24 protein-coding genes and 1 pseudogene are annotated in these 26,545 nt (G+C 69.1%); 13 read left to right on the top strand and 12 right to left on the bottom strand.

The genetic code is table 11. From position 1 onward, the window contains the following. Window positions 1-6: 6 nt before the first annotated feature. The gene (locus tag K9U37_RS08135; RefSeq protein WP_243071260.1) at window positions 7-303 is read right to left on the bottom strand and encodes a DUF732 domain-containing protein; all 297 of its coding nucleotides are present in this window, start codon (window positions 301-303) and stop codon (window positions 7-9) included. Between the two features lie 149 nt (window positions 304-452). Here K9U37_RS08135 and K9U37_RS08140 point away from each other — a divergent pair, with 149 nt between their 5' ends. Continuing rightward, window positions 453-1,058 carry an HhH-GPD-type base excision DNA repair protein gene (locus tag K9U37_RS08140; protein ID WP_243071261.1) on the top strand — a complete coding sequence of 202 codons (606 nt, stop codon included), beginning with the start codon at window positions 453-455 and terminating at the stop codon, window positions 1,056-1,058. A gap of 102 nt (window positions 1,059-1,160) precedes the next feature. Here K9U37_RS08140 and K9U37_RS08145 read toward each other — a convergent pair. Continuing rightward, window positions 1,161-2,223 (bottom strand): annotated as a pseudogene (locus tag K9U37_RS08145) (Rv1157c family protein). Between the two features lie 14 nt (window positions 2,224-2,237). Then, complete coding sequence (locus K9U37_RS08150; RefSeq protein WP_243071262.1) at window positions 2,238-2,819, bottom strand: hypothetical protein; 582 nt, start codon at window positions 2,817-2,819, stop codon at window positions 2,238-2,240. A gap of 142 nt (window positions 2,820-2,961) precedes the next feature. Here K9U37_RS08150 and K9U37_RS08155 point away from each other — a divergent pair, with 142 nt between their 5' ends. Then, the gene (locus tag K9U37_RS08155) at window positions 2,962-4,143 is read left to right on the top strand and encodes a mannosyltransferase (protein ID WP_243071263.1); all 1,182 of its coding nucleotides are present in this window, start codon (window positions 2,962-2,964) and stop codon (window positions 4,141-4,143) included. Here the strand turns inward: K9U37_RS08155 and K9U37_RS08160 are convergent. Beyond that, window positions 4,118-4,405: a 4a-hydroxytetrahydrobiopterin dehydratase gene (locus K9U37_RS08160; protein ID WP_243071264.1), complete on the bottom strand. Its 288-nt coding sequence runs from the start codon at window positions 4,403-4,405 to the stop codon at window positions 4,118-4,120. The genes K9U37_RS08155 and K9U37_RS08160 overlap by 26 nt on opposite strands. A gap of 25 nt (window positions 4,406-4,430) precedes the next feature. On the opposite strand from K9U37_RS08160, the gene K9U37_RS08165 reads away from it, so the two are divergent. From K9U37_RS08165 to K9U37_RS08180, 4 genes are all read left to right on the top strand, one after another. Beyond that, window positions 4,431-4,838, top strand: coding sequence for a (deoxy)nucleoside triphosphate pyrophosphohydrolase (locus tag K9U37_RS08165; RefSeq protein WP_243071265.1), 408 nt, complete (start codon window positions 4,431-4,433; stop codon window positions 4,836-4,838). A 152-nt stretch (window positions 4,839-4,990) separates the two neighbouring features. After that, the gene (locus K9U37_RS08170) at window positions 4,991-5,617 is read left to right on the top strand and encodes a hypothetical protein (RefSeq protein ID WP_243073279.1); all 627 of its coding nucleotides are present in this window, start codon (window positions 4,991-4,993) and stop codon (window positions 5,615-5,617) included. Continuing rightward, window positions 5,614-7,512 (top strand): translational GTPase TypA, encoded by a 1,899-nt coding sequence (typA, locus tag K9U37_RS08175; RefSeq protein WP_243071266.1) that lies wholly within the window; start codon window positions 5,614-5,616, stop codon window positions 7,510-7,512. The genes K9U37_RS08170 and typA overlap by 4 nt, the downstream gene beginning before the upstream one ends. A gap of 22 nt (window positions 7,513-7,534) precedes the next feature. Further along, the gene (locus K9U37_RS08180; RefSeq protein WP_372489438.1) at window positions 7,535-9,436 is read left to right on the top strand and encodes an ABC transporter family substrate-binding protein; all 1,902 of its coding nucleotides are present in this window, start codon (window positions 7,535-7,537) and stop codon (window positions 9,434-9,436) included. Between the two features lie 3 nt (window positions 9,437-9,439). On the opposite strand, the gene K9U37_RS08185 is transcribed toward K9U37_RS08180, so the two are convergent. Then, window positions 9,440-10,546, bottom strand: coding sequence for a hypothetical protein (locus K9U37_RS08185; protein WP_243071267.1), 1,107 nt, complete (start codon window positions 10,544-10,546; stop codon window positions 9,440-9,442). A 135-nt stretch (window positions 10,547-10,681) separates the two neighbouring features. After that, window positions 10,682-11,980, bottom strand: coding sequence for a chloride channel protein (locus K9U37_RS08190; RefSeq protein ID WP_243071268.1), 1,299 nt, complete (start codon window positions 11,978-11,980; stop codon window positions 10,682-10,684). A 51-nt stretch (window positions 11,981-12,031) separates the two neighbouring features. On the opposite strand from K9U37_RS08190, the gene mshB reads away from it, so the two are divergent. Both mshB and K9U37_RS08200 read left to right on the top strand, forming a co-directional pair. Beyond that, a complete protein-coding gene (gene mshB, locus K9U37_RS08195; RefSeq protein ID WP_243073281.1) occupies window positions 12,032-12,886 on the top strand; it encodes an N-acetyl-1-D-myo-inositol-2-amino-2-deoxy-alpha-D-glucopyranoside deacetylase in 855 nt (284 codons plus the stop codon). 151 nt (window positions 12,887-13,037) lie between these two features. Next, complete coding sequence (locus tag K9U37_RS08200; protein WP_243073282.1) at window positions 13,038-13,457, top strand: hypothetical protein; 420 nt, start codon at window positions 13,038-13,040, stop codon at window positions 13,455-13,457. Here the strand turns inward: K9U37_RS08200 and K9U37_RS08205 are convergent. After that, window positions 13,454-14,485, bottom strand: coding sequence for a hypothetical protein (locus K9U37_RS08205; protein ID WP_243071269.1), 1,032 nt, complete (start codon window positions 14,483-14,485; stop codon window positions 13,454-13,456). The genes K9U37_RS08200 and K9U37_RS08205 overlap by 4 nt on opposite strands. Before the next feature lie 215 nt (window positions 14,486-14,700). Here K9U37_RS08205 and K9U37_RS08210 point away from each other — a divergent pair, with 215 nt between their 5' ends. The 3 genes from K9U37_RS08210 (at window position 14,701) to dapC (ending at window position 18,954) form a co-directional block, all read left to right on the top strand. Then, window positions 14,701-17,280, top strand: a complete 2,580-nt coding sequence (locus K9U37_RS08210; protein ID WP_243071270.1) for a bifunctional FO biosynthesis protein CofGH — start codon at window positions 14,701-14,703, stop codon at window positions 17,278-17,280. Window positions 17,281-17,452: 172 nt separating this feature from the next. Next, entirely contained in the window at window positions 17,453-17,776 is a 324-nt protein-coding gene (gene fdxA, locus K9U37_RS08215; protein WP_243071271.1) for a ferredoxin, read from the top strand. An 80-nt stretch (window positions 17,777-17,856) separates the two neighbouring features. Further along, window positions 17,857-18,954 (top strand): succinyldiaminopimelate transaminase, encoded by a 1,098-nt coding sequence (gene dapC / locus K9U37_RS08220; RefSeq protein ID WP_243071272.1) that lies wholly within the window; start codon window positions 17,857-17,859, stop codon window positions 18,952-18,954. Window positions 18,955-19,000: 46 nt separating this feature from the next. Here the strand turns inward: dapC and mspA are convergent, their stop codons facing one another. Further along, entirely contained in the window at window positions 19,001-19,639 is a 639-nt protein-coding gene (gene mspA, locus K9U37_RS08225) for a porin MspA (protein WP_243071273.1), read from the bottom strand. 204 nt (window positions 19,640-19,843) lie between these two features. Next, the gene (locus tag K9U37_RS08230; RefSeq protein WP_243071274.1) at window positions 19,844-21,409 is read right to left on the bottom strand and encodes a PucR family transcriptional regulator; all 1,566 of its coding nucleotides are present in this window, start codon (window positions 21,407-21,409) and stop codon (window positions 19,844-19,846) included. 84 nt (window positions 21,410-21,493) lie between these two features. On the opposite strand from K9U37_RS08230, the gene pruA reads away from it, so the two are divergent. Both pruA and K9U37_RS08240 read left to right on the top strand, forming a co-directional pair. Further along, entirely contained in the window at window positions 21,494-23,125 is a 1,632-nt protein-coding gene (gene pruA / locus K9U37_RS08235) for an L-glutamate gamma-semialdehyde dehydrogenase (protein ID WP_243071275.1), read from the top strand. After that, complete coding sequence (locus tag K9U37_RS08240) at window positions 23,125-24,087, top strand: proline dehydrogenase family protein (RefSeq protein WP_243071276.1); 963 nt, start codon at window positions 23,125-23,127, stop codon at window positions 24,085-24,087. The genes pruA and K9U37_RS08240 overlap by 1 nt, the downstream gene beginning before the upstream one ends. On the opposite strand, the gene K9U37_RS08245 is transcribed toward K9U37_RS08240, so the two are convergent. The 3 genes from K9U37_RS08245 to K9U37_RS08255 form a co-directional block, all read right to left on the bottom strand. Then, window positions 24,061-25,329 (bottom strand): acyltransferase family protein, encoded by a 1,269-nt coding sequence (locus K9U37_RS08245; RefSeq protein WP_243071277.1) that lies wholly within the window; start codon window positions 25,327-25,329, stop codon window positions 24,061-24,063. The two genes, K9U37_RS08240 and K9U37_RS08245, sit on opposite strands and share 27 nt — an antisense overlap. A gap of 27 nt (window positions 25,330-25,356) precedes the next feature. Beyond that, a complete protein-coding gene (locus tag K9U37_RS08250) occupies window positions 25,357-25,836 on the bottom strand; it encodes an Rv2253 family sensor-like surface protein (RefSeq protein WP_243071278.1) in 480 nt (159 codons plus the stop codon). A 153-nt stretch (window positions 25,837-25,989) separates the two neighbouring features. After that, window positions 25,990-26,481 (bottom strand): NUDIX domain-containing protein, encoded by a 492-nt coding sequence (locus tag K9U37_RS08255; protein ID WP_252394388.1) that lies wholly within the window; start codon window positions 26,479-26,481, stop codon window positions 25,990-25,992. Window positions 26,482-26,545: the final 64 nt, after the last annotated feature.

The following is a 26,545-nucleotide window of genomic DNA, read 5'->3' on the forward strand; positions in this document are numbered from 1 at the left end:
TCCCACTTATTGAACGGGGCAGGCGTACTTTCGGGCCACGTCGAAAACTCGCTCCTGTGCACCGGGGCCGATAACTCCTTGAGCGGCCAGTTCCAGACCGATGTATCCCGGTATGCCGCCGATACACGCCTGATGGGCAACGCGCCATGCAGTGTCTGGATTCAGGTTGTAGCCATTGCGTTGCAGGCCCTGCATATAAAGGTCGAATTCCGGCGTGCCCTGGTCTGGTATCGCTTGAGCCGTGCCGGCCGAGGCAAGAGCGGTGATGACCGCCGCAACAATAGGTGCAATTACTCTTCTCATGACCGTCTCCTAGGGGGCGTATCCACCGGGAATCGCCTCCACGATCGCACAATCGAGCGACACCGACCCCCGAACCGACCTGATCGTCCATGCCCGAGCGGCTCGAAGTGGCTGATCTTTCGGCACCGGGTCGTCCTAGACTGTCGCCCATGGCGAGACTGCAGCTCACCCAGGATCCCGCGTCCGACGACCTGTTGTCCGAGGATCCGTTCGCCTTGCTGACCGGGATGCTTCTCGACCAGCAGGTTCCGATGGAGACCGCGTTCACCGGCCCGCGCAAGATCGTCGAGCGCATCGGCGGCATCGACCCGCGGCTGATCGCCGACTACGACCCGGCCGAGTTCGCCGAGGCGTTCGCGAAAACCCCTGCGGTGCATCGTTTTCCGAGTTCCATGGCCAAGCGTGTGCAGGACCTGGCCCGTGAGATCGTCGACCGCTACGACGGCGAGGCGGCACGGCTGTGGCTCGACGGCAACCCCGACGGGGCCGAGGTGCTGCGCCGGCTCAAGGCTCTGCCCGGCTTCGGTGAGCAGAAGGCCAAGATCTTCCTGGCGCTGCTGGGTAAGCAGTACGGGGTGACCCCCAGCGGGTGGCGGTCGGCCGCCGGTGATTACGGCAGGGCCGGCACCCACATGTCGATCGCCGATGTGGTCGACAAGGGGTCGCTGGATCGGGGAGAGAGAGAGAAGAAGACGAAGGCTAAAGCGAAGGCTGAGGAGATTCTCAACGACGTCGCCAAGCCGCCGCGGCTGTAGTGGCGGGTTGGTAGGCGGCGTGGTCGCGGAGCATGGCCCACAGCACGGGCCGATCCATCGTCGGGCCGGGATTCCTCAAGCCTAGCGCGCGAATTCGCCGCCTCAGGGGACTACGGTCGAGCCGATCGTCGGCATGAAGGTGCACTGCTTTTCGACGGTGGTCACCTGGCCGAAGATCGTCGACATGATGCTGCCCGAGCCGGTGTCGGCGATGGCGGTCAGCGTCGTGGGCCCCTGCGGGTTGATCGCCGGGTTGGGCTTGAGCGTCGCGCTACCGGACCGCCCGGTGGTGAGGTTGACCCACGTGACATTCAGCGGCAGCTTCTGCTCGGCGGCCGGCGCCGGCGTGCCCACAGCGGTGAACACGTAGGCGGTCTGGCCCCGGCCCGGCCCGGGGCTGGGGATCTTCGCGGGCCCAGCAACCGAGATCGCGGTCGCGATGACGTTGCCGCCGTCAGCCAGGCACCCGTTGCTGATCGACGGGTACATGAAGTCCTGGGTCGGCGGGGCGGCCGGGTCGTAGTTCGGCGCGGGCGCGGGCGCCGGAGTCGGCCCGGGCGCTGTGATCGAGTTGCCGGTCGGCACCGCGGCAGGGGCAGCCGGGGTCACCGGCGTGACAGGCGTCGGCACCTCGGGCAACGCGTCGGGCGCCGGGCCGACCGCGTGCGTCGGATCGATGCCCTCGGGAAGATGGGCCTCGGCACCGGGCAGGGCGCCGGGAGCCGGGATGTGCTCAGGCAGGGGGACGGGGCCGTTGCCGGGGCCGGGCGTCAACAGCGGCGCGGTGCCGTGCGCGACGCCACTCAGGGCCTGGGTGGCGGGGAGGCCGCCGCAGGCGCCGGGCCAGGAGGCCGGCGGCCCCGCCCTCCTGCACGAACTTGGTGACCTGCTGCGCCAGCGCCGCCGAGCCGGCGGGTGTGGTGGCGTTGCCGGCCAACTGGGACGCAGCAGCCAGCAGAAGCTGCTGCGCCGACGAGGGAGTCGCCGCCGCCTGCTGGATCACCGGGCTGAGGTTCTGCACGGCCTCGAGGCCGGGCAGTTGCCCCGGATCCAGCGGGATGGTCGGGTCAGCGGACGCCACCGGACTCATGATCGCCGCGAGGACTGCGGCGGTGGTCAGGCTTGCGGCCAGCTTGGCGATCTGCGACACAGTGCGCTCCCTCATCGGGTCGGTGGCGGTCAGGGCAGGGCGGACAGCGGCAGCAGCTGGCCGAGCCCGGCCCCGGCCGGTGCGAGCGGCTGGCTGGCCGCGGGCGGCACCTGGCCCGGGGTGTTCACCGGCGGGTTGCTGATGCCGGGGTTGTTGCCCACCGCGACCGGGAACGGCATCGCGTCCGGGGTGAGGTTGGCCAGGCTGGCCGGCACACCGAGCTGGTTGAGCAGCGGGATGATCGGCCCGGCCACGCCACCAGCGGCTGGAGCGGTCGGTGCGGCCGCCGGCGCGGCGGGTGCGGTGACCGGGGCGCCGGGCAGCGGTGCGGGGGCAGGTGCGCCCGCGATCGGCGAGACCGGCACGGTCTGCGCCGGTGCGCCGGCAATGGACGACGCGCCGGTGAGCGCGGTGGCCGCCGTCTGCAGCAGTGCCGCGGCGCTGGCCGGGTTGGTGGCGAACTGCTGCAGCACGTTGAGCGCAGGCAGGCCGGGCGTGACGGGCGGTGCAGCCGGGTCGGCGGCGGCGGACGCGCTGAGTGCGACCGCAGCCGAGCAGAGCCCGGCAGCTGCAATCGCGTTGGCGGCGAACAGTTTTCTGAAACGTGACATGGTCATCCCAATCCCTCGAGTGCAGGTCTGAACCCGAAGGTAGTCCGATACTAGAGTTACTCAAGTGACACGTGTGGTGGTTATTCAACCGTTACGGACGTGATTGCCTTCGGTGATCCGGTTGCGTGGCTACAGTCGCACGGTGGACACGACGGCCTCGGCGGCGCGGCCAGCCTGGCTGGGTCCGGTGTTGCTGGCCATCAGCGTGGCGGCCAGGCTGGCGTGGACCTACCTCGTGCCCAGCGGTGCGAACTTTGTCGACCTGCACGTCTATCTCGGCGGCGCGGGCGCGCTGGATCACCCTGGCACGCTGTACTCCTACGTCTACGCCGACCAGACGCCCGACTTCCCGCTGCCGTTCACCTACCCGTCGTTCGCGGCGCTGGTGTTCTACCCGCTGCATCTGCTGCCGTTCGGGCTGGTCGCGTTCTGCTGGCAGCTCGGCATCGTCGCCGCCCTCTACGGCGTGGTCCGGGTCAGCCAGCGGCTCCTTGGCGCGCCGGCCTGGCAAGGCCACCGAGTCGCGATGCAGTGGACCGCCGTGGGGATCTGGGTCGAACCGCTGCGGAGCAACTTCGACTACGGGCAGATCAACGTCATCCTGGTGCTGGCTGTCCTGTACGCCGCCTACAGCAGCCGGTGGTGGCTGTCGGGCCTGCTGGTCGGTGTGGCGGCCGGGATCAAGCTGACCCCGGCCATCACCGGGGCGTACTTCCTGGGCATGCGCCGCTGGGGTGCAGCGGCCTTCTCGGCGGTCGTCTTCTTCGCCACCGTCGGGCTGTCGGTCGCGGTGATCGGCCAGCAGGCCCGCTTCTATTTCACCGACCTGCTCGGTGACGCCGGCCGCGTCGGCCCGATCGGAACCTCGTTCAATCAGTCCTGGCGCGGCGCCATCTCGCGCATCCTCGGTCACGATGCCGGCTACGGGCCTGTCGTGCTGGCCGGGATTGCGGTGACGGCGGTGCTGGCGGTGCTGGCCTGGTGCGCGCTGGACGGCGACCGCCTCGGATCGCTGTTGGTGGTGCAGCTTTTCGGCCTGCTGATCTCGCCGATCTCATGGACTCATCACTGGGTGTGGTTGGTGCCGTTGATGATCTGGCTCATCCACGGGCCGTGGCGAACCCGCGCGGGCGCGCGGTTGCTGGGCTGGGGCTGGCTGGTGCTGACACTGATCGGCGTGCCATGGCTGCTCAGTTTCGCCCAGCCGACGATCTGGCAGATCAGCCGGCCCTGGTATCTGGCCTGGCCGGGCCTGATCTACCTCGTGGCAACGCTGGCAACGCTGGCCTGGATCGTGGCTAGCGGTCGCCGACAATCCCGTTGATGGCGGATGCCATCTGCACGTCCTTGTCGGTGATTCCGCCCTCGGAATGTGTCACGAGGGCGAAAGTGACTGTCCGCCAGCGAATATCGATGTCGGGGTGATGGTCCTTACTCTCGGCGTGTTCGGCGACGCGGTGCACGGCGTCGATGCCGTCGAGGAACGTCAGGAACTTCACCGAGCGGCGCAGGGCACCGCCGGTGCGCTCCCAGCCGCCGAGATCCTTGATGGCAGAATCAATTTCTTCATCGGTTAACACGGCCATACTTCGACGGTATACCGTCACTCGCGTGCCTCACCAGGTCGTCGTCGCCGGAGCCCTGATCTCCGGTGCGATGCTCCTGGTCGCACAGCGGCAGCGTCCGCCGGAACTCGCCGGGTTGTGGGAGCTGCCGGGCGGGAAGGTCGCGCCGGGGGAGACCGACGCCGACGCGCTCGTGCGGGAGCTGCGCGAGGAACTCGGGGTCGACGTCGTCGTCGGTGATCGGCTCGGCGTCGACGTCCCTATCGGCGGGTCGTTGATCCTGCGCGCCTATCTCGTCACTCATACCGACGGCGAGCTACATCCCCACGACCACCGCGCGCTGCGATGGGTGAATTCTGACGACCTGGACTCGCTGGACTGGGTCCCGGCGGATCGGGCCTGGCTGCCGGAGCTCTCGAAACGCCTTGGGCGGGGTCACCGGCGACCAACGTGAGTACTACGGTCCCCGCGGTCGAGGCGGTCCCCAAGACAACGATGAGCGCGATGGTGAGTACTTCCCAGACCGTCCTGTCGCACCTCCATCTGACGGTGGTAATTCAGGCTAACTCCGCGGGGGTTTGCATCCGGTGCGGAAAGGCTGCTGAAATGCCGAGGGTGGGGACCCTGGCGACGCTGTCGCGGCAGTGCTGGCTATTCGCCGTGGGTTCGTCCTTCTTCGCGCTCGCGACCCTGCCCGGCTTCTCGGCCGTTGCCGGGGCGGGCGCCGCCAACTGGCTGTGCTTCGTCGGCTCCTGGTTCTTCACCGCCGCGGCGTGGACGCAATTACGGCTCTCCGGGCCGCCCCTGAAACTGGAATGGCTCTCGGCGGCAATCCAATTCGCCGGAACCATACTGTTCAACGTCAGCACCGGAACCGCGGTGTGGGCGCATGCGACCGGGGTGCGCCGCCACTACGTGTGGGCGCCCGACGCGTTGGGGTCAGTTGCCTTCCTGGTGAGCGCGGCACTGGGGGTGGCCGCCACTACGATCGCGATAGGCCTGATCGCGCTGGGCTCGCGGGACTGGCAGGCGGAGTGGATCAACATGATCGGATCGATCGCCTTCGGTGTCTCCGCGGTGGGTGCGTTCGTGCGGCGCACCGGGATCACCGAAGACGCGCTGTTGGCGAACCTCGGCACCTTCCTCGGGGCGCTGTGTTTTCTTGGTGCGGCCCTGCTGGTTCTTCCTCGTTTTCGCAAAAGGGCACCTGCGCTGCGAGAATCAGGGCCGTGAACAACCAAGACTTCCGCAATGTGGCCATCGTCGCGCACGTCGATCACGGCAAGACGACCCTGGTTGACGCCATGCTGCGGCAGTCCGGAGCGCTGACGCACCGCGGCGACGACACCGTCGAGCGGCTGATGGACTCCGGTGATCTGGAGAAGGAAAAAGGCATCACCATCCTGGCCAAGAACACCGCCGTGCACCGCCGTCACCCCGACGGTTCCATGACGGTGATCAACGTCATAGACACCCCCGGCCACGCCGACTTCGGTGGCGAGGTCGAACGCGGCCTGTCCATGGTCGACGGGGTGCTGCTGCTGGTCGACGCCTCAGAGGGGCCGCTGCCGCAGACCCGGTTCGTGCTGCGCAAGGCGCTGGCCGCGCACCTGCCGGTGATCCTGGTGGTCAACAAGACTGACCGGCCCGACGCCCGCATCGCCGAGGTCGTCGAGGAGAGCCACGACCTGCTGCTCGACGTCGCGTCTGATCTCGACGAGGAAGCGCAGGCAGCGGCCGAGAAGGCGCTCGACCTGCCCACGCTGTACGCATCGGGCCGCGCCGGCATCGCCAGCACCACGGAACCCGCCAACGGCGAGAACCCCGACGGTGAGAACCTCGACCCGCTGTTCGACGTCCTGCTCGAGCACATTCCGCCGCCGCAGGGCGATCCCGAGGCGCCACTGCAAGCGCTGGTGACCAACCTGGACGCGTCGGCCTTCCTGGGCCGGCTCGCGCTGATCCGGATATACAAGGGCCGCATCCGCAAGGGCCAGCAGGTGGCCTGGATGCGGGACGTGGACGGGCATCCCGTCATCACGAACGCCAAGATCACCGAGCTTCTCGTCACCGAGGGCGTCGAACGCACCCCGACCGACGAGGCCGTCGCCGGTGACATCGTCGCCGTCGCCGGTATCCCGGAGATCATGATCGGCGACACGCTCGCCGACCCCGACCATGCGCATGCCCTGCCGCGGATCACCGTCGACGAGCCTGCGATTTCGGTCACCATCGGCACCAACACCTCACCGCTGGCGGGCAAGGTGTCCGGCCACAAACTGACCGCGCGAATGGTCAAGTCCCGCTTGGATTCCGAACTGGTCGGCAACGTGTCCGTCAAGGTCGTCGACATCGGCCGCCCGGATGCCTGGGAGGTCCAGGGCCGCGGCGAACTCGCACTGGCCGTGCTGGTCGAGCAGATGCGCCGCGAAGGTTTCGAGCTGACCGTGGGCAAGCCGCAGGTGGTCACCAGGACCGTCGGCGGCAAGCTGCACGAGCCCTTCGAGGCGATGACGATCGACTGTCCCGACGAGTTCGTCGGCGCCATCACCCAGCTGATGGCCGCCCGCAAAGGCCGCATGGAGGAGATGACCAACCATGCCGCCGGCTGGGTGCGGATGGACTTCATCGTCCCCAGCCGCGGGCTGATCGGGTTCCGCACCGACTTCCTGACCCTGACCCGCGGCACGGGGATCGCCAACGCGGTGTTCGACGGGTACCGGCCGTGGGCGGGGGAGATCCGCGCCCGGCACACCGGCTCGCTGGTGTCCGACCGCAGCGGCACCGTCACCCCGTTCGCGATGATCCAGCTCGCCGACCGCGGCCAGTTCTTCGTCGAACCCGGCCAGGACACCTACGAAGGCCAGGTGGTGGGGATCAATCCGCGCGCCGAGGACCTCGACATCAACATCACCCGCGAGAAGAAGCTGACCAACATGCGGTCCTCGACCGCCGACGTGATCGAGACCCTGGCCCGGCCGCTGGAGCTCGACCTCGAGCAGGCGATGGAGTTCTGCGCGTCCGACGAGTGCGTCGAGGTGACGCCGGAGATCGTCCGGGTCCGCAAAGTCGAGCTCGACGCCACCACCCGGGCCCGCAGCCGATCCAAGGCTAAGGCCCGCGGCTGACCGGCTCGATACGCTGAAGGGCGTGCGGACCGGACCGAGCAGACTGCAAACCGCTGCAGTGCTGCTGTCCGTGCTGGTCACAGCCGCGTGCACGGTCAGTCCGCCGCCCGCCCCGCAGAGCACCGAGACCTCGCAGACGCTGAGCCCGCCGCCGCCGAAGGCGACCCAGATCGTCATGGGCATCGACTCGATCGGCGCGGGCTTCAATCCGCACCTGCTGTCGGACCAGTCGCCAGTCAACGCCGCCATTGCCGCGTTGGTGCTGCCCAGTTCGTTTCGGCCGGTGCCGGATCCGTCGACGCCGACGGGCTCGCGGTGGGAGATCGACACCACGTTGCTGGTCTCGGCGGAGGTGACGAACGAGAGCCCGTTCACCGTCACCTACAAGATCCGGCCCGAAGCGTCGTGGACCGACAACGCGCCGATCGCCGCCGACGACTTCTGGTATCTGTGGCGCCAGATGGTCAGCCGGCCCGGGGTGGTCGACCCGGCAGGCTATGACCTGATCACCGGGGTGCAGTCGATCGACGGCGGCAAGACGGCGGTGGTGACGTTCTCCCAGCCGTATCCGGCCTGGCGGGAGCTGTTCAGCGATCTGCTTCCCGCCCACATCGTCAAGGACGTTCCGGGCGGCTTCCCGGCCGGGCTGTCGCGAGCCATGCCGGTGACCGGCGGCCAGTTCCGGGTGGACAACATCGATCCGCAGCGTGACGAGATCCTGCTGGCGCGCAACGACCGGTTCTGGGGTCCGCCAGCCCATCCCGATCAGATCTTATTCCGGCGAGCGGGCGCACCGGCCGCGCTGGCGGACTCGATTCGCAACGGTGACACGCAGGTGGCCCAAGTACACGGTGGCGCAGCGGCTTTCGCGCAGCTGTCGGCGATCCCGGATGTGCGAACCAACCGGATCAACACCCCACGGGTGATGCAGCTGACGCTGCGCGCCCAGGAGGACAAGCTCGCCAATCCCCGTGTGCGCAAGGCGATTCTGGGTCTGGTCGACGTGAACCTGCTCGCCGCGGTCGGTGCGGGCAGCGACAACACCGTCACGCTGGCCCAGGCGCAGGTGCGTGCCCCGAGTGATCCCGGCTACGTGCCGACCGCGCCGCCCGCGCTGGGCAAGGTGCGCTCGCTGGAGTTGTTGGAGCAGGCCGGTTTTCAGGTGGACCGCACGCCGACCGAGTCGCCGGTCGCGCCGCTGCCGGTGGGATCGCGCACCACTGCGCAGTCGCCGGGACCGCCGGAGATCACCCGCGGGCGCATCAGCAAGGACGGCGAGACGCTGTCGATTGTGATCGGGGTGGCGGCCAACGACCCGACCTCCGTCGCGGTGACCAACACCGCCGCCGACCAGCTGCGCAGCGTCGGCATCGCGGCGACGGTGCTGGCGCTTGATCCGCCGGTGCTCTACGGAGATGCGTTGGTGAACAACCGCGTTGACGCGATCGTCGGCTGGCACGCCGCCGGTGGCGACCTGGCAACACTGCTCGCCTCGCGCTACGGCTGTCCGGCGCTCGAGGCCACCGCGGTGTCGACGGCCCCGAGTGGCAGCGCGACGCCGTCGGCGTCACCGTCTGCGGATCCGCCCACCGCGGGTCCGAGTCCGACTGCCACCTCGACGACGGCCCCGCCACTTCCGGCACCAGAGAGCGGTGCGCTGGTGCAGGCGCCGTCGAACTTGACCGGCATCTGCGACCGGTCCATTCAGCCGAGTATCAGTGCGGCCCTTGATGGTTCAGCCAACATCAACGACGTCATCAACGCGGTCGAACCGCGGTTGTGGAACATGTCGACCGTGCTGCCGATCCTGCAGGACACCACGATCGTCGCCGCGGGTCCCAGCGTGCAGAACGTCAGCCTCACCGGGGCGGTACCGGTCGGCATCGTCGGTGACGCCGGCCGTTGGGTGAAGACCGCGCAGTAGCCCCTAGCCGGACGCTGATGCGCCCCGGCCGCCGGCGCTTTGAGCCCGGCCCGATCCTGGTCTGGGCTGGTCGGGGCCCGGCGTATGCGGCTCAGTCCGCTCGCTTGTGGCCTGCCCCGCCGAGTGCGAGGCGTTCCCGGTCCCGGGCGTGCCGGCCGAGGAACTGCTCCGAGTCCGCGGTTGGTCTGCGGCCGAGGCGGCAGCCGACAGTGGCGCGGGTGTCAGGCGTGCCGGTGTGGCGGCGCGCCTGCTGCCGCTGGTGCTCTTCATGTCCCCTGGCTTGTTGCGGCCTGGCGCTGAGACCGCGGCGGGCTGGGGATCGGACGCTGAACTCGCGGTGCCAGCCGAGGCGATGCCGGACTGCGGGGAGGTCTCAACGCTGCCGGTGGCCACCGCACTCGTTGCCGACTCGGGCGTATTCGGTTGTCTCGCAAGCTGTCCGAAGATGTTGTTGATGCCGCCGACCAGGATGAGTCCAGGGTTGAAGAATGCCTTGATGGCCTCGACAACAGCCTCGACTGCCGCCGGCAGATCACCGTTGAAGAACTTCTGCACCACCTTGACCACCAGGTTGGGCGTGTTGACGATGGCGTCCACCGCGGCGTACGCAGCCTCGGACACCTTGTTGCCCAGGTAGGTGGTGTCGGCGGCCGCGAGGTCGGACACGATCTGCTGGATGCCGGGTGTGCTGGCGGCCGACAGAACCGGCGACAGCGTCGAGGAGGTAGACGGTGCGCCGTCCGGTGTCCGGACGGGCGGAATCTCGTTGGCCGCCGGTGTGGAGAACGATTGCGCTCCGGTGCCGGCGGCTGCTGGCACCGGTGTGATGCTTGCTCCGGAGGTGACCCCACTGCTGATGCGATCGGCTTCGGCCGCCAGTGCGCCAAGGATCTGCGCCAGTGCTGTGTCGAAGCCGCCGACAGCCGATGGCTGGCGAATGGACTTCAGCAGGTTCTTGTCGAACGGGATGAGGGCCTCGGGGCTCGTCGACAGCTGGGTCGTGGAGATCTGCAGGTCCCTGACCGGAGGCGCGACAGGATTGGCGACGATAACTGCTGCCGCCACCAGTGCCACTCCTGTGGTCAGGATTGGCCCCATCGCCTTTCTCACGCCGTCTCCTCCCGCCGTTGGCGGCTCGGCTCTTGCAGGACTCTACCTGAGAACAAGCTGATAAGTCCGCAGACTGAACCTGAGAGCGTGCCGATGCGGTGGCGGCGTTTGCGCGCGACCTGCAGGACATTGGTGTCAACGGGCTTGTCGGTGGGGCGAACGCTGCTCCGGCCCAGGCTGCTCGGCTCGCCGAAGGCGACTCGGCCCGCAAGCAGGTCGCCGACCTCTGCATGCAAGCGCCAAGTAGTGGGTCGCCATCGCGGCCGCCAGGAACACGATCAGCAGCCACAGCGGCGGCCGCGCCAGTTCCGTCACGAACAGTGCCGCCCACAGCGGCGCGCCCTGAGTGACAGCCAGGACGCCCGCCGCGCAGGCCAGTGACACCGCGGGAAGGCTGACGTGCAGCGGCGTCCAGGTGTTGATCGACAGCGCGAGCACCGATCCGGCGGCGGCGCCGGTGGCCAGGGCCGGGGTGAGCATGCCGCCGACGGCGCCTGCGCGCAGGAACAGCGCGGTCAGTAGCGGCTTGAGGACACAGATGACGACGGCCGAGGCCAGCGTCAGGCCGCTGCTGATGCTTACCGCCAGGACACTGCGGCCGTTGCCGGGCAACTCCGGCCACCAGTGCGACAGCAGACCGACGGCCAGTCCTGCCATGGCGATCGCCGGGATCAGCAACCAGGAGTCGCGGACCTTGTGGGCGCGGGCGAAGTCCATCATCCAGTTGAAGGCCAGGCCCACACCCAGCGCCAGCGGCGAGAGCAGGATCGCGAACGCGGTCAGCAGGTAGGACAGATTCGCGTCGGGCCACTGCAGCACATGCTCCAAATGCGTGATCGGTGCGGCCACCGCCGTCGCCAGCGCCGAGGTGATCAGCGCGGTGCCGACGGCACGTAGCTTCCACGTGCGCAGCACGATCTGAAGAGCGAACAGAGCTCCGCCCATCGGAACGCTGTAGACAGCCGCCAACCCGGCCCCGGCCGCGCAGCCGAGCAGGATCTCGCGGTCTTCGGCACTCAGCGCCCACCGCGACGTGCCGAGATCGCCGAGTGCGGCGGCGAATTGCCGTGGCGCACCTTCCCTGCCCAGTGAGGCACCAGCGCCCACCAACAGAACCTGCAGACCCGCGTCGAGCGACATCACCAGCCGGGGAATCGGCTCGTGATGGGTGATCGCGGTGGACAGCGAAGGCACTCTGGCCCGTCGGCGCAGCAGCCACCAGCCGAGGCCGGCCAAGGCCCCGCCGATCATCGGGCCGACGGCACGCCGGACACGACTCGCCCCGGTCACGCCGTCCAGCAATGTCCCTAAACTGTAGTGATAGGTCAGGTGCTCGACGAAGTGCAGCAGAAACGTCGTCGCCGCACCGGCAACCCCGGCTAGGAGGCCGACCAGCAGCACCCCGCAGCTGAACTCGAGGTTGCGCCGGTTCACGCGCTGAATGTATGTCACGCACTCGGTCGGTAGGGTGGCGCCGTGGTGCCCATGCAGGAAACTCCTCGGCTGTTGTTCGTCCACGCGCATCCGGACGACGAGACCATCAACAACGGCGTCACGATCGCCCGGTACGCCGCCCAGGGCGCCGAGGTCACCGTCGTCACCTGCACACTGGGCGAAGAGGGCGAGATCATCGACGACCGCTGGATCCGGCTGGCCGTCGACCAGGCCGACCAACTCGGCGGCTACCGCGTCGGGGAACTCACGGCGGCGCTGCGCAACCTCGGGCTGGAAGAGCCGAGGTTCCTCGGCGGTGCCGGCCGCTGGCGCGACTCCGGAATGGAAGGCACCCCGCGGCATCATACGCGTTTCGTCGACGCCGACTTCGACGAGGTCGTGGCCGAACTGGTGGCGGTCATCGCCGAGCTGCGTCCGCACGTGGTGGTGACCTACGACCCCAACGGGGGCTACGGCCACCCCGACCACATCCAGACCCATCGCGTCACCACCGCCGCCGTCGCCGCCTCGGCGCCCACCTGGCAGGTGCCCAAGTTCTACTGGACGGTCATGAGCACCAACGCGTTTCGCGACGGGATCGACGCTCTCGGTGACGACGACGTCTTGCCCGATTGGATCCGGCCCACCGGCGAGATGGCGTTCGGCTTCAGCGATGACCGCATCACCGCGGCCGTCGAGGCCCCTGAGTTCGTGCCGGCCAAGGTGGCTGCGATCGCGGCGCACGCCACCCAGGTTCTGCCCGGACCCACCCGTCGCGCGTTCACGCTGTCGAACAAGATGGCGTTGCCGGTACTCGGCGCCGAGCATTACGTGCTCGTCCAGGGCGAGTCCGGGGCTACCGACGAGCGCGGCTGGGAGACTGACCTTCTGGCGGGGTTGCAGTAGCGCCCGGCGGGGTAGGCTGCGGATCACGCAGCGACGAAGGGACGGCCATGGACCCCGACCTCGACCCGAATTTGCAGCACAGGCAGGACCGGCTCGACAACTTCCACCGGGTGGTCGGTTCGTTGGTCTCGCTGCTCGACAGCATCCCCACCTGACCGCCGTCCAGCGTCGCACCGAGGTCTCCGCGGACCCCGGTGCGGCAGGTTCCGCCATCCGCGCCGTCATCCTCGCCCTGCTCGCTGTCGACGGTGTGATCACAGCCGTGGTCGGCGCGCTGCTGCTGCCGTCCTATCTTGGCGCCGTGCCGTTTCCGATCAGCGCACTGGTCACCGGCTTGGTCAACGCCGTCCTGGTCTGGGCGGCCATGTACTGGACCGCCTCCAATCGCCTTGCGGCACTGCCGCTGCTGACCTGGCTGGCGACCGTGGCCATCATGACGCTGGGCGGTCCGGGCGGTGACGTCGTCTTCGGCGGTCCGGGCGTGATGGAGTACTCGGTGCTGCTGTTCCTGGCCCTCGGCGCGTCACCGCCGGGTTGGCTGCTCTGGCGACGAGCGCGTCCAGCGTCCTAGCTGCCCGCGCGCGCCTTGCGATCGCGCGCGGAGCCGCCGGTCGCGTGGGTCTTCTTAGCGTTGTCCGGCCCCGACTTTCCGGTGCTCGCGCCCGCGTCGGTCGCACCCGAGCCCGCGTCGGGCGCGTCGCTGACCGTCGAGGCGGCTTTGGGCGTGTCGCTGTGTGATCCCGCACCGGCGCCCTGGTCCGTGGTGTCGATCTTCGGCGGCGCGGCGATGGTCTTCGCGGTGCTGTCGACGGCGTCGGCGGCCGCGGCCACCGCGCTCTTGACCTGTGCGACGACCCCGTCGCGCCGGGTGTGGCCGGTGCCCGAGGCGGCACGGTCGCTGGGGGCCACCGTCTGCGACGCCTGTGCTGTCGTGCCGGACGTGGGCGCCGCTGCGGCCAGGGCGGTGGGCACCGTCGGAACCGCCGCGAAGGGGAACGGCGGGATCGGCAGTGGGGGCAGTGGCGGGAGGAGCCAGCCGAGGAAGTAGTTGACCTCGGCCACGGCCGTGTTGACCAAGGCGGTCCATGACGCCTGCGCCACGTAGGTCAGACCGGCCACCCACACCGACAGGTCAAGTGGGTGGTTGAGCACCGGGACGATCAGGCCGTACACGGTGGCGTCGCCGATCGGTGATCCGAGGTTGTCCCAGAGGATCGGCGCCTGGTCGCCGATGTAGTTGAGCGGCCACAGCCAGCTCAACACGTACTGCGTCAGGTCGGCGGCGTAGTTGATCCAGTAGTCGGCGAAGTTCCAGGCATTGATCACCAAGTCGCCGGTGGCGTTGGCGGTCGCGGCTGCCTGCGGGGTGGTGGTGGCGGCAGCGGCTGCTGGTTTCGCCGGTGCCGGCGGGCTGACCAGCCCCAATACCGCCGCGGCGGCGTTGGCCGGCTGCAGCAGCGGCTGCACCGCGGTGCTGAGCCGAACCGCATCGGCGCTGATCGAGGAGGGAAGCGGAGGGTGGACCGGGGCGACGACGACGGCACTGGCTGCCAATGCCGCCATCCCGGCGGTCAGGTACGAGCGAACGGACACGGCCATGGCGCTACTCCCCGGATCTACAACAGCTGACACTGACAACTTACGTTTCCGTCGGCCCGGTTGTTACAGATTTGGCCGCCGACGCATTGGTGACCAAGGTCCCGTCCGCCCAGTCACACCGGGGACCATCGGTATTACTGTGAGGACCATGTCGGTCTCCGTTTCAGATTGTGGGACGTGCGGATGATTTCCCAGCCGTCGACGGTTACCGGGGAGTGGCCCTGAACCCGCAGCACCCCACTCCGCTGCCCGCACCCGTGGTCCCGCCGCGGACTGACACACCGTCACCGGCCGCGCTGCGGCGCGTCCTGCGCCGCGCCCGTGACGGCGTCGCACTCAACGCCGGGGAAGCCGCCGTCGCGATGACCGCCCGCGGAGCGGATCTGGCGGATCTGTGCGCCAGCGGCGCCCGGGTGCGCGACGCCGGCCTGCAGTCCGCGGGCCGCGTGGGCCCCGGTGGCCGGCTGCCGGTGACGTACTCGCGCAAGGTCTTCATCCCGGTGACTCACCTGTGCCGCGACACCTGCCACTACTGCACGTTCGTCACCGTGCCCGGCAAGTTGCGCGCCGAGGGCAGGGGCATGTACCTGGAGCCCGACGAGATCCTCGACATCGCCCGCCGCGGTGCCGAATTGGGTTGCAAGGAAGCATTGTTCACCCTTGGCGACCGCCCCGAAACACGGTGGCCCGAAGCCCGGCAGTGGCTCGACGAACGCGGCTACGACTCGACGCTGGACTACGTGCGCGCGATGGCGATCCGGGTCCTGGAGGACACCGGCCTGCTGCCGCATCTGAACCCGGGCGCGATGAGCTGGGTGGAGCTGTCGCGCCTCAAGCCGGTGGCACCGTCGATGGGCATGATGCTCGAGACCACCTCGCGACGGCTGTTCGAGGCCAAGGGCCTGGCGCACTACGGCAGCCCCGACAAGGCTCCTGAAATCCGGTTGCGCACGCTGGCCGACGCGGGACGGCTGTCGATCCCGTTCACCACCGGCCTGCTGGTCGGTATCGGCGAGACACGGGCCGAGCGCGCCGACACCCTGCACGCGATCCGGCGTCTGCACAAGGAGTTCGGCCACATCCAGGAAGTGATCGTGCAGAACTTCCGCGCCAAGGACCACACCGCGATGGCGGGCGCGCCGGACGCCGACTTCGACGACTTCGTCGCCACGGTGGCGGTCACCCGCCTGGTGCTCGGCCCCGGCATGCGGGTGCAGGCGCCGCCGAACCTGGTGTCGCGCTCGGAGTGCCTGGCCCTGCTGGGCGCCGGGGTCGACGACTGGGGCGGGGTCTCGCCGCTGACCCCAGACCACGTCAACCCGGAACGGCCGTGGCCGGCGCTCGACGAGCTTGCCGCCGTGACCGCCGAGGGCGGATTCGATCTGGTTCAGCGGCTGACCGCCCAGCCTCGCTACGTCCAGGGCGGCACCGCCTGGATCGACCCGCGGGTGGCCGGTCACGTCGCCGCGCTGGCCGACCCGCAGACCGGTTTCGCGCTCGACGTCAACCCGGTCGGGCGGCCGTGGCAGGAGCCCGACGAGGCTGGCGAGTCGCTGGGCCGCACCGACCTGCACGCCGCCGTCGACACCGAGGGCCGTCGCACGGAAACCCGCAGCGATCTCGGTACCGCGTTCGGCGACTGGGAGTCCATCCGCGCCCGGGTGGGGGAGCTGGCCGCGCGGGCACCCGACCGAATCGACACCGACGTGGTCGCCGCCCTGCGCGCCGCCGAACGCAACCCGGGCGGCTGCAGCGACGACGACTACCTGGCGCTGGCCACCGCCGCCGGCCCTGCCCTGGATGCCGTTGCGGCACTGGCAGATTCGCTGCGCCGCGACGTCGTCGGCGAGGACGTCACGTTCGTGGTGAACCGCAACATCAACTTCACCAACATCTGCTACACCGGTTGCCGGTTCTGCGCCTTCGCGCAGCGCAAGGGCGACGCCGACGCGTTCTCGCTGTCCACCCTGGAAGTGGCCGAGCGCGCCTGGGAGGCCCACGTCGCCGGTGCCACCGAGGTCTGCATGCAGGGCGGTATCGACCCCGAACTGCCTGTCACCGGTTACGCCGATCTGGTTCGCGCGGTAAAGGAACGGGTGCCGTCGATGCACGTGCACGCGTTCTCGCCGATGGAGATCGCCAACGGAGTCACCAAGAGCGGCTTGAGTGTTCGGGAGTGGCTGATCAGCCTGCGGGAGGCGGGACTGGACACCATCCCCGGCACCGCGGCGGAGATCCTCGACGACGAAGTCCGCTGGGTGCTGACCAAGGGCAAGCTGCCCACCTCGCTGTGGGTCGAGATCGTGAGCACCGCCCACGAGGTGGGGCTGCGGTCGAGCTCGACGATGATGTACGGCCACGTCGACACCCCGCGGCACTGGGTAGGCCACCTCAACGTGCTGCGGGAGATCCAGGACCGCACCGGCGGGTTCACCGAGTTCGTCCCGCTGCCGTTCGTGCACCAGTCCTCACCGCTGTACCTCGCCGGCGCATCCCGGCCCGGCCCAACCCACCGCGACAACCGCGCGGTTCACGCCCTGGCCCGGATCATGCTGCACGGCCGCATCTCACAGATTCAGACCAGCTGGGTCAAGCTCGGGGTCGAACGCACCCAGATGATGCTCAACGGCGGCGCCAACGACCTCGGCGGCACGCTGATGGAGGAGACCATCTCGCGGATGGCCGGCTCTGAGCACGGCTCGGCCAAGACGGTGACCGAACTGGTCGCGATCGCAGAGGGCATCGGCCGCCCGGCGCGCCAGCGCACCACGACGTATGCGAAACGCGCGGCCTGAGCGGGTTGCGCGAGCACCTTTGCCTCGGCGGATGGCTGATATACGGAACGTCTAGTATCAGTAACCGCAGTAGTTGGGGCACACTGATTCCGCAATACCGGTGCCGCCATCGGATGATGGGCCCCCAGACCACGCGAGCTGCGCAGCCAGCAGCAGATCGAGGAGAACCTTCGTGACATACACGATTGCCGAACCCTGCGTCGACATCAAAGACAAGGCATGTATCGAGGAGTGCCCCGTCGACTGCATCTACGAGGGTGCACGCATGCTGTACATCCACCCCGACGAATGCGTGGACTGCGGTGCGTGCGAGCCGGTCTGCCCGGTCGAGGCGATCTACTACGAGGACGACGTCCCGGATCAGTGGTCTCAGTACACCCAGATCAACGCTGACTTCTTTGCTGAGCTGGGCTCGCCGGGCGGTGCGTCGAAGGTCGGTCAGACCGACAACGACCCGCAGGCGGTCAAGGACCTGCCGCCCAAGGAAGAGGACTGACGGCCCACACCCCGCTGCGTGCGCACCGGCTGATGCCGGATAGCCTCACTCCTCCTCCGGGCGTCGCCCGGCATCGTCGCTTGGCGCCGCTCTCGGCGTCGTTGCCGGTGTTCCCATGGGACACCCTGGCCGACGCGACGGCCACCGCCCGGGCGCATCCGGGGGGCATCGTCGACCTGTCGGTGGGCACTCCGGTCGATCCTGTCGCGCCGGTCATCCGTGAGGCGCTGGCCGCCGCGAGCGGGTCACCCGGCTACCCGACGACGGCCGGAACCCCGGTGCTGCGCGCCGCGGCGGTCGCCGCCCTGGGCCGCCGCTACGGCATCACCGGGCTGGCCGAGCACGCTGTCCTCCCGGTCATCGGCACCAAGGAACTCATCGCATGGCTGCCGACGCTGCTGGGCCTGGCTGCCGAGGATCTGGTGGTCGTCCCGGAGTTGGCCTACCCGACCTATGAGGTCGGCGCGCGGCTCGCCGGATCGCCGGTGCTCGCGGCCGATTCGCTGACCCAGCTCGGGCCGCAGTCCCCGGCCGTGGTGTTCATCAACTCGCCGAGCAACCCGACCGGACGGGTGCTGGGTGTCGAGCACCTGCGCAAGGTGGTCGGCTGGGCGCGCGAGCGCGGCACCCTGGTGGTGTCCGACGAGTGCTACCTGGGACTGGGCTGGGAGGAGCAGCCGATCTCGGTGCTGCACCCCTCGGTCTGCGACGGCGAGCACACCGGGCTGCTGGCGGTGCACTCACTGTCGAAGAGTTCGTCGCTGGCGGGGTACCGGGCCGGGTTCGTCACCGGTGACGCCGCTGTGGTGGCCGAACTGCTGGCGGTGCGCAAGCACGCCGGGATGATGGTGCCCACACCCGTGCAGGCGGCGATGGTGGCCGCGCTCGGCGACGACGCGCATGAGCAGGAGCAGCGCGGGCGCTATGCCCGGCGCCGCGACGTTCTGTTGGCCGCGCTGCGGTCGGCCGACTTCACCGTCGACCACTCCGAGGCGGGTCTGTATCTGTGGGCCACCCGAGGTGAGCCCTGCCGCGACACGCTGGCTTGGCTGGCCGAGCGCGGAATCCTGGTCGCCCCCGGCGAGTTCTACGGCCCGCGGGGTTCACAGCATGTCCGGGTGGCGCTGACGGCCACCGACGAACGCGTCGCTGCCGCAGCAGAGCGGTTGAGCCAGTAGTCGTCCCGGCCCAACCGCTCCACCGAAGCGGGTCAGTTGTCTTGTGTCAGTTCATGTTCCAGGGTTCGCCGTAGGTGGTGACGGAGTCACCGGCCTTGGAGATCAGCCGGGCGAAGGGGCGCAGCAGCACACCGCCGGCCGCACCGGTGACGGTGCCGTGGGCGTTGGCCACCGCCACCGAGCCGTTGGGGCCCGAGACGTCGACGGAGAAGGTGGCGACCTCCTGGATACCTGGGCCGTTGCCCAGATCCGCGCTGATCGACACACCCGGGAACAGGTTCGGGGTGATGACCGAGCCCAGCGGATTGAAGTTGCCCGGGGAGATGCTGGCGTCGTCGAGCAGGATGTTGGGGGTGGTGTAGCTGAAGTTGATGCCCACACCCAGCGACCACGGGAAGCCGACCTGGTAGCCCAGCTCCAAGGTCCCCGCGAAGTCGTCGGCACCCGGGCCGACCACGCTGTAGACGGCCTTGCCGGAGTGGAACCACTCGCGGGTCAGCCGGTTGCGGTCCAGCGGGAACACACCGTCGAGGAAGGTGTCCCACTGCTGGATCGTCATGGTGCGGCCACCGCCGTCGACCAGACTCAGCTGATTGTCCAAACCTGCATGCGAGGTACCTGCCCCGGCGAACAACGCCGCCACGGCGGCGACCAACGCCACCAGCACTCGACCCACGTTTTTCATGCTGACCCCCTTAGTGCATTGACGGTGAGTCCGGGGGGTCCCGCATTCACCGAGGTTTCTGGTGCATGCCCGGACTGGCGTGCTGACCCGACCGTGGATGGACATCCACAATGATGGGACTCACAACCAATCATGACAGATGCCTCATCGGCACCAGAAGCCACATCGTTACCGGTTCGCGCAGAAATTTTTCGCGGGACCGTGTCAGGCGGTCGCTCGGAGGCTCACCGACAGCAGCAGCCGGACGTCCGGGTCGCCTAACGACGTGGCCATCACCTGTTCGATCCGGCGCACCCGATAGCGCACGGTGTTGGGGTGGACGTGCAGGGCGGCAGCGGCCGCCGCGACGTCACCGAAGCTGTCGAGGTAGGCCTCGAGGGTCTGGGCCAACACCGGCTCCTGCTCGCGCAGCCGGCGCACCCGCGGATCGACGAGTCGGTCATTGGCCCCGACGAGGGTGACGATCTCGTCGAGCAACACCGTGGTGCGTGCCTCGGCCAGCGTGGTCACCTGCCCGATGGCGACTGGATGGCGCTCGGCGCTGTCGAGCACCCGGTCGATCTCCCGGCGCGCGCCCGCCGCGGCGGCCAAGCCGGCCACCGGTGCGGCGATCACCGCCCGCAACTGCAGGGCCAGCTCGTTGTTGAGCTTGCCGATCGTCCCGCGGATCCAGGACACCACCGGCGCTGACCGCCCGGAGTCCGGTAACAGCACGTAGACCCGTGAGCCGTTCGAGGCGACCTGGGCATCGGGCCGAAATGCGCTGGCGCTCAACGCCAGAACGTCGGCGAGCCGGGGGTGGGCGGTGCGGCTGTCGAACCCGATCACCGCGGCCCGGCCGTCGACGGCCACGGCCAGTTCGCGGGCCAGCGCGGCAACGTCCGCATCGTCGGTGTCGGCCAGCCCCAGCACCTGCTGGACGGCCAGCAGATGGGCCGATGGCCGCGCGGCCTGCCGAGCCATAATGCGCGCGGCCAGTACCGCCGCGCCGCGAAGCACCTCCTCGGCGTCGTCGGCCAGCGGCCGGGAACCCTGCTGCACCCAGATGGTGCCCAGGTACGAGGGCTGAGTGTCCTGGCGGTGGATGCCGACGGCCAGTCGTGGCCGCAGACCCAACGCAGGCCGCTCGTCGACGCGCACCACCTCGCTGCCGGCCCGCAGGATGTCGAAGATGCCCCACTGCGCGATCCACTGCAGGTGCTCGGGCGGCCCGGCGCGGCCCAGAATCGACAGCCGGCGCAGTTCGTCGGCCTCGTCGTTGGAGGGCGAATAGGCGAGCACATGCGACTGCGCGTCCTCGATGCTGACCATGCCGTGCGTGCGGTCGGCGACCGATTGAGCCAACGCGAACAGGTCGGTGCCGGACTCCGACAGCGGATCGGCGCGGCGGTTCTCGAAAACGTGGTTGACCAGCCGGTAGAGCCGTTCCCAGCGGGCCTTGGGATCGACAGCGACGACGGCGGTGCCAACAGCACCGGCCCGGGCCACCACGGCATCAGAGGGTTCCTTGACGAAGATCGCCGCCGGTGCGCCGTGGGCGGCCGTCTGCCGGTCGATCCAGCGGGTGGCATCGGCCTCGCCGACGCCGAGCAGGAAGAACACGTCGGCCGACCCCGCGCTCACCGACAGGCCCAACCGCACATCGTCGGAATCGATCAGCGCCGCCGACCGCACCGGCAGGTCCAAGCCCCGCGGCGCCTCCACGAGTCGGACCAGCGTCGCATCCAGGGCCAACACCAGCTGCCCCAGGCCAACGCCCGTCCCGCGCATGTTGTCCGATCCTACTAGCAAGATCGGTAACTACTGTCGCATCGGCCAACAGTATGTGGTCGAGCCCAGGCGATCCTGTTGTGCATGGACGCCCGCACCGATGTTCCCGCCCCGGCCAACGAACCGGTCCACGACTACGCACCCCGCTCCGCCGAGCGCACCCGCCTGACCACCGCCCTGCGCGACCTGTCCGCAAACCCCATCGACCTGCCACACGTCATCGCCGGCCGCCATGCCATGGGCGAGGGCGAACGCATGGACGTGGTGCAGCCGCATCGCTACCGTGCGCGGCTGGGCACCTTGTCCAACGCGACGGCCGCCGATGCCGCGGCCGCGGTCGAGGCGGCCGTGGCCGCAAAACGCGACTGGGCGGCCACCCCCTTCGACGAGCGCGCCGCGGTGTTCCTGCGCGCCGCCGACCTATTGGCCGGGCCGTGGCGCGAGACGATCGTCGCCGCGACCATGCTGGGCCAGTCCAAGACCGCCTATCAGGCCGAGATCGACGCCACCTGCGAGCTTGTCGACTTCTGGCGGTTCAACGTCGCCTTCGCCCGCGACATCCTGGCCCAGCAGCCGGTCAGCTCCCCGGGTGTGTGGAACCGCAGCGACTACCGCCCGCTGGACGGCTTCGTCTACGCCGTCACCCCGTTCAACTTCACCGCCATCGCCGCCAACCTGCCCACCGCGCCCGCGCTGATGGGCAACACCGTGGTGTGGAAGCCCTCGGTCACCCAGACCTTCGCGGCCTACCTGACCATGCAGCTGCTCGAGGCGGCCGGCCTGCCGCCGGGCGTCATCAACCTGGTCACCGGCGACGGGTATGCCGTGTCCGACGTCGCGCTGACCGACCGGCGGCTCTCCGGGATCCACTTCACCGGCTCGACTGCGACCTTCCAGCATCTGTGGCGCGAGGTCGGCACCCGCATCGCCGACTACGACAGCTACCCGCGCCTGGTCGGCGAGACCGGCGGCAAGGACTTCGTCGTCGCGCACACCTCGGCCAACCCGGATGTGTTGCGCACCGCCCTGATTCGCGGCGCCTTCGACTATCAGGGCCAGAAGTGCTCGGCCGCCTCGCGGGCATTCGTCCCGCGGTCGGTGTGGCAGACGATGGGCGACGACTTCCTGGCCGCCACCGAGGCGCTGAGCTACGGCGACGTGACCGACCTGTCCAACTACGGCGGTGCGGTCATCGACGCGCGCTCGTTCGCCAAGAACTCCCAGGCCATCGAGCGGGCCAAGAGCGCGCCCGGGGTCACCGTGGCGGTCGGCGGCGAATGTGACGACAGCGAAGGCTATTTCGTCCGCCCCACCGTGTTGCTGTCCGACGACCCGAGCGACGAAGCGTTCTCCACCGAGTACTTCGGGCCGATCCTGGCCGTGCACGTCTACCCCGACGACAAGTTCGACGACATCCTCGGCGTAGTCGACGCCGGCTCGAAGTACGCGTTGACCGGTGCGGTGATCGCCGACGACCGCGCCGCGGTGCAGACCGCCGCCGAGCGGCTTCGCTTCGCCGCGGGCAACTTCTACGTCAATGACAAGCCGACCGGCGCGGTGGTGGGCCAGCAGCCGTTCGGCGGCTCGCGGGCCTCGGGCACCAACGACAAGGCCGGTTCCCCGATGAACCTGCTGCGCTGGACGTCCGCGCGTTCCATCAAGGAGACGTTCGTCCCGCCGACCAACCACACTTACCCGCACATGGAAGTGGAGTGATGAGTGCCCTCTTCACGCGGGCTGCCCGCCCGGCGATCCTGGCGGCCAGCCGCTCAGAGCGTCTGCGGCACACCGCCGAACGGACGCCCGTCGCCCGTGACGTGGTGCGCCGCTTCGTTCCCGGCGAGACCATCGAGGACGCGCTGGGCGCTGTCACCGTGCTGCGCGACACCGACCGGCTGGTCAGCATCGACTACCTCGGCGAGGACGTCACCGACACCGACACCGCCGAAGCCACCGCCACGGCCTACCTGCAACTGCTCGACGCACTCGGCGCCGGTTCCGACGGCAGCGGGGCGGTACGGCCGCTGGAGGTCTCGTTGAAGCTCTCGGCCTTGGGCCAGGCGCTGCCCAAGGACGGCGACAAGATCGCCCTGGACAACGCGCACACCATCTGCCAACGCGCACAGCAGGTGGGCGCCTGGGTGACCGTCGACGCCGAGGACCACACCACCACCGACTCGACGCTGTCGATCGTGCGGGATCTGCGCACCGAGTTCGACTGGCTGGGGACGGTTCTGCAGGCCTACCTCAAGCGCACCGAGGCCGACTGCGCCGAGTTCGCCGCCGCCGGCGCCCGGATCCGGCTGTGCAAGGGCGCCTACGACGAGCCCGCCGCGGTGGCCTATCGCGATCCCGCCGAGGTCACCGAGTCCTATCTGCGCTGCCTGCGAATCCTGATGGGCGGCAACGGCTATCCAATGGTCGCCTCGCACGACCCGGCGATCATCGCCGAGGTTCCCGGTCTGGCACGCGAATTCGGGCGTGGCGCAGACCGATTCGAATACCAGATGCTGTACGGCATCCGCGACGGCGAGCAGCGGCGGCTTGCCGCCGAGGGAAACCACGTCCGGGTCTACGTACCGTTCGGGACCCAGTGGTACGGCTACTTCGTGCGCCGACTTGCCGAACGCCCGGCCAACCTGATGTTCTTCCTACGAGCACTTTCGCACCGGCACTGAGGTGAATGGGGGCGCCGCCGCGATCAATGCGGCGCCCACCACGAACCACCCTGCCGTCGCGACCGGGAATCTGCCGCCGGGCGCGAAACCGAGGATGGCGATCTCGGTGAGCGCGGCGGCCACCGCCACCGTGCCGGCGATCAACATGACGCCGGTCAACGCCGCGGGGATCGGGGTCGTCACGGTCGGCAGCGGCGCGGCGAAAAGCCTTCGCCCCCAATACAGGAACATCATCTCCACCGACGCGACGACGGCGAGTATCGCCACCCATTCCAGCCGGAACAGCCACCACTCGCTCGACCCGAGCGCGGGCTGCGGCAGCAGGCCCGTCGGGTAGCCCGCCAGCGCCACGACGACCACTGGAACCATGTGCCACAGGTAGAGCGCCATCACGTTGTCGTTGGCCACCGCCAGCAGCCGTTGCGCGCGAACGGAATGCAGCGCACGGTTGACGGCGGGCGCGGCTGCCAGCACCAGCCCGGCCTCGGTGCAGCCGAGCGCCAGCAGCGCCAGGTTCGGTGGTGAGGTGTTGTTGACCGCCGCGCCGGGAACGCCGATCATGCTCACCGGGTATGGTCCCAGGCCGACCAGCAGGCCGAGGGCGACCGCCGAGACGATTGCCACGGCCACCGCGGCGCGCCCGCGCAACATGCCGTCCTGCCAGGCGATCCCCAATTGGTAGAGCACCGTCCACGGCAGCAGATAGTTCAGCCAGCCGAGATAGGGCACGTGCGCACCCAGGGTCGCCGCGTCGAGCGCGGCCACCACCACGACCATCACCGCCGGCACCCACAGACCCCAGCGCCGGTGCCCGGCCACCGCGACCGGAGTCAACGCCACCACCAACACGAAGACGCCCAGGAACCACAGGTGCATGGCCACCGCCCACGCGCCGAAGTCCAACTCCGCACCCGCAACCCCCAAGGCCGCGAGCACCGCCACGACCAGAAGGACGACCACGACATACACCGCCGTCGGTCCGACGGGGCGGGCCAGGCGGCGGCGCAGCCATGCCTGTCGGGACTCCTCGGACAACCGATGTCCCCACGAGACCGCACTGGCGTACCCAGCCACCACGAAGAACACCGGGACCACCTGGAAGATCCACGTCAACCATCGCGTCCACGGCATGTCGACCAGCGGGTTCTCCCGCCAGAACGCCCCGTCGCTGAACGTCAGGCAGGCCATCACCCAGTGGCCCACGACGATGAGCACCAGCGCGATCACACGGTAGAGATCCATCGCATGATTACGGTTGCCGGGCATTCGTCAGGCCGGGAACGCCGCGACAGGCATCACGACGCTGCCTCGGCACGGGCCCTGTGCGATGTCGGTGTGCCAGGTGCCGCGCAGCGAGCCGTCGGGCTGAGGCGCATAGAACGCCCACGACGTCGCGGGGCTCCATTTCTTCTGATTGCCGTCACCCAGGAAACAGTCCCACGCCCAGTCGTAGGTGGTGGCCCACTCCGAGCCGTTCCAAGTGTAGCGGGTGGGCTGGGGGATGGTCGGGTTGCTCGGCGCTGGCCCGTCGACCACTGTGGCCACGCAGGCGGCCGTCGAGCAACCGGTCGACAGGGTGAAGGTGGCTCCGAAGTCGTTCTCCTTCTGCCGGCTCGCCGGGCTGGTGCCCGCCTTCTGCGAGGCGTAGGTCACCATCTGGTAGCGCCCGTTCCAGGCCTGCGGCGCGGCCTGCGCCGAGGCCGGGCTGACCACCCCTGCAGCGCAGATCGTCGCCACGGCCGTCAACATGACACCCAAGCTGCGCCTGCCGGCCCTCATATCCCCTCTAAACGTCGCGGTTCTGCGAACAATCAGCCTAGGCGTCAGTTGTCTCCGAACAGCGTCTGCACCAAGGGGTGTCCGGTCCGATCGTGATGCAACCCTGACCGCACCGTTATCGCCTCACCCGTTGCGTTCGGTGAGCAGCAACTGAGCGTAGGCGGCGATCGACTGGGCGTCGGTGATCTCGCCGGAGACGATCATCTGCTCCACCCTGGACCGGTCGAACCACTGGCAATGCATGTCCCGCTCCTCGTGCTCGCGATCCGGCTCGCCCTCACAGATGTCGGTGGCCAGGAACACCCAGCCGCGCTGACTACTCATGCCCGGGGCCACGTCGAGGCGCCCGAGCACCACCATCGACCCCGCGCGCAGTCCGGTCTCCTCCCTGAGCTCGCGGGCCGCAAGCTCGGTGGGCTCGAGCTCGGCCCGGCCGGGGGCGGTGCCCTGCGGGAACTCCCAGCGCCGCGCACCCAGCGGGTAGCGGAACTGTTCCACCAGAGCCATCCGGTCGCCGTCGATGGCGATGACCAGCGCGTAGGCCGGCTTGTCGATGACCCCGTAGATGCCGGCGGAGCCGTCCGGGCGGCGAATATCGTCCTCACGGACGGTCATCCAGGCGTTGCGGTAGACCTCGCGGGACGAGATGCGGGTGATGGGCTGCACAGCTTCAGTATCG

Origin of the sequence: Candidatus Mycolicibacterium alkanivorans (assembly GCF_022760805.1) — a bacterium.
GTDB classification, from domain to species: domain Bacteria; phylum Actinomycetota; class Actinomycetes; order Mycobacteriales; family Mycobacteriaceae; genus Mycobacterium; species Mycobacterium alkanivorans.

Coding starts and splice junctions, on each gene's coding strand:
- K9U37_RS08135 (WP_243071260.1), bottom strand. CDS start 303: ATGAGAAGAGTAATTGCACCTATTGTTGCGGCGGTCATCACCGCTCTT.
- K9U37_RS08140 (WP_243071261.1), top strand. CDS start 453: ATGGCGAGACTGCAGCTCACCCAGGATCCCGCGTCCGACGACCTGTTG.
- K9U37_RS08150 (WP_243071262.1), bottom strand. CDS start 2,819: ATGTCACGTTTCAGAAAACTGTTCGCCGCCAACGCGATTGCAGCTGCC.
- K9U37_RS08160 (WP_243071264.1), bottom strand. CDS start 4,405: ATGGCCGTGTTAACCGATGAAGAAATTGATTCTGCCATCAAGGATCTC.
- K9U37_RS08170 (WP_243073279.1), top strand. CDS start 4,991: ATGCCGAGGGTGGGGACCCTGGCGACGCTGTCGCGGCAGTGCTGGCTA.
- mshB (WP_243073281.1), top strand. CDS start 12,032: ATGCAGGAAACTCCTCGGCTGTTGTTCGTCCACGCGCATCCGGACGAC.
- K9U37_RS08205 (WP_243071269.1), bottom strand. CDS start 14,485: ATGGCCGTGTCCGTTCGCTCGTACCTGACCGCCGGGATGGCGGCATTG.
- mspA (WP_243071273.1), bottom strand. CDS start 19,639: ATGAAAAACGTGGGTCGAGTGCTGGTGGCGTTGGTCGCCGCCGTGGCG.
- K9U37_RS08230 (WP_243071274.1), bottom strand. CDS start 21,409: ATGCGCGGGACGGGCGTTGGCCTGGGGCAGCTGGTGTTGGCCCTGGAT.
- pruA (WP_243071275.1), top strand. CDS start 21,494: ATGGACGCCCGCACCGATGTTCCCGCCCCGGCCAACGAACCGGTCCAC.
- K9U37_RS08240 (WP_243071276.1), top strand. CDS start 23,125: ATGAGTGCCCTCTTCACGCGGGCTGCCCGCCCGGCGATCCTGGCGGCC.
- K9U37_RS08245 (WP_243071277.1), bottom strand. CDS start 25,329: ATGGATCTCTACCGTGTGATCGCGCTGGTGCTCATCGTCGTGGGCCAC.
- K9U37_RS08250 (WP_243071278.1), bottom strand. CDS start 25,836: ATGTTGACGGCCGTGGCGACGATCTGCGCTGCAGGGGTGGTCAGCCCG.
- K9U37_RS08255 (WP_252394388.1), bottom strand. CDS start 26,481: ATGACCGTCCGTGAGGACGATATTCGCCGCCCGGACGGCTCCGCCGGC.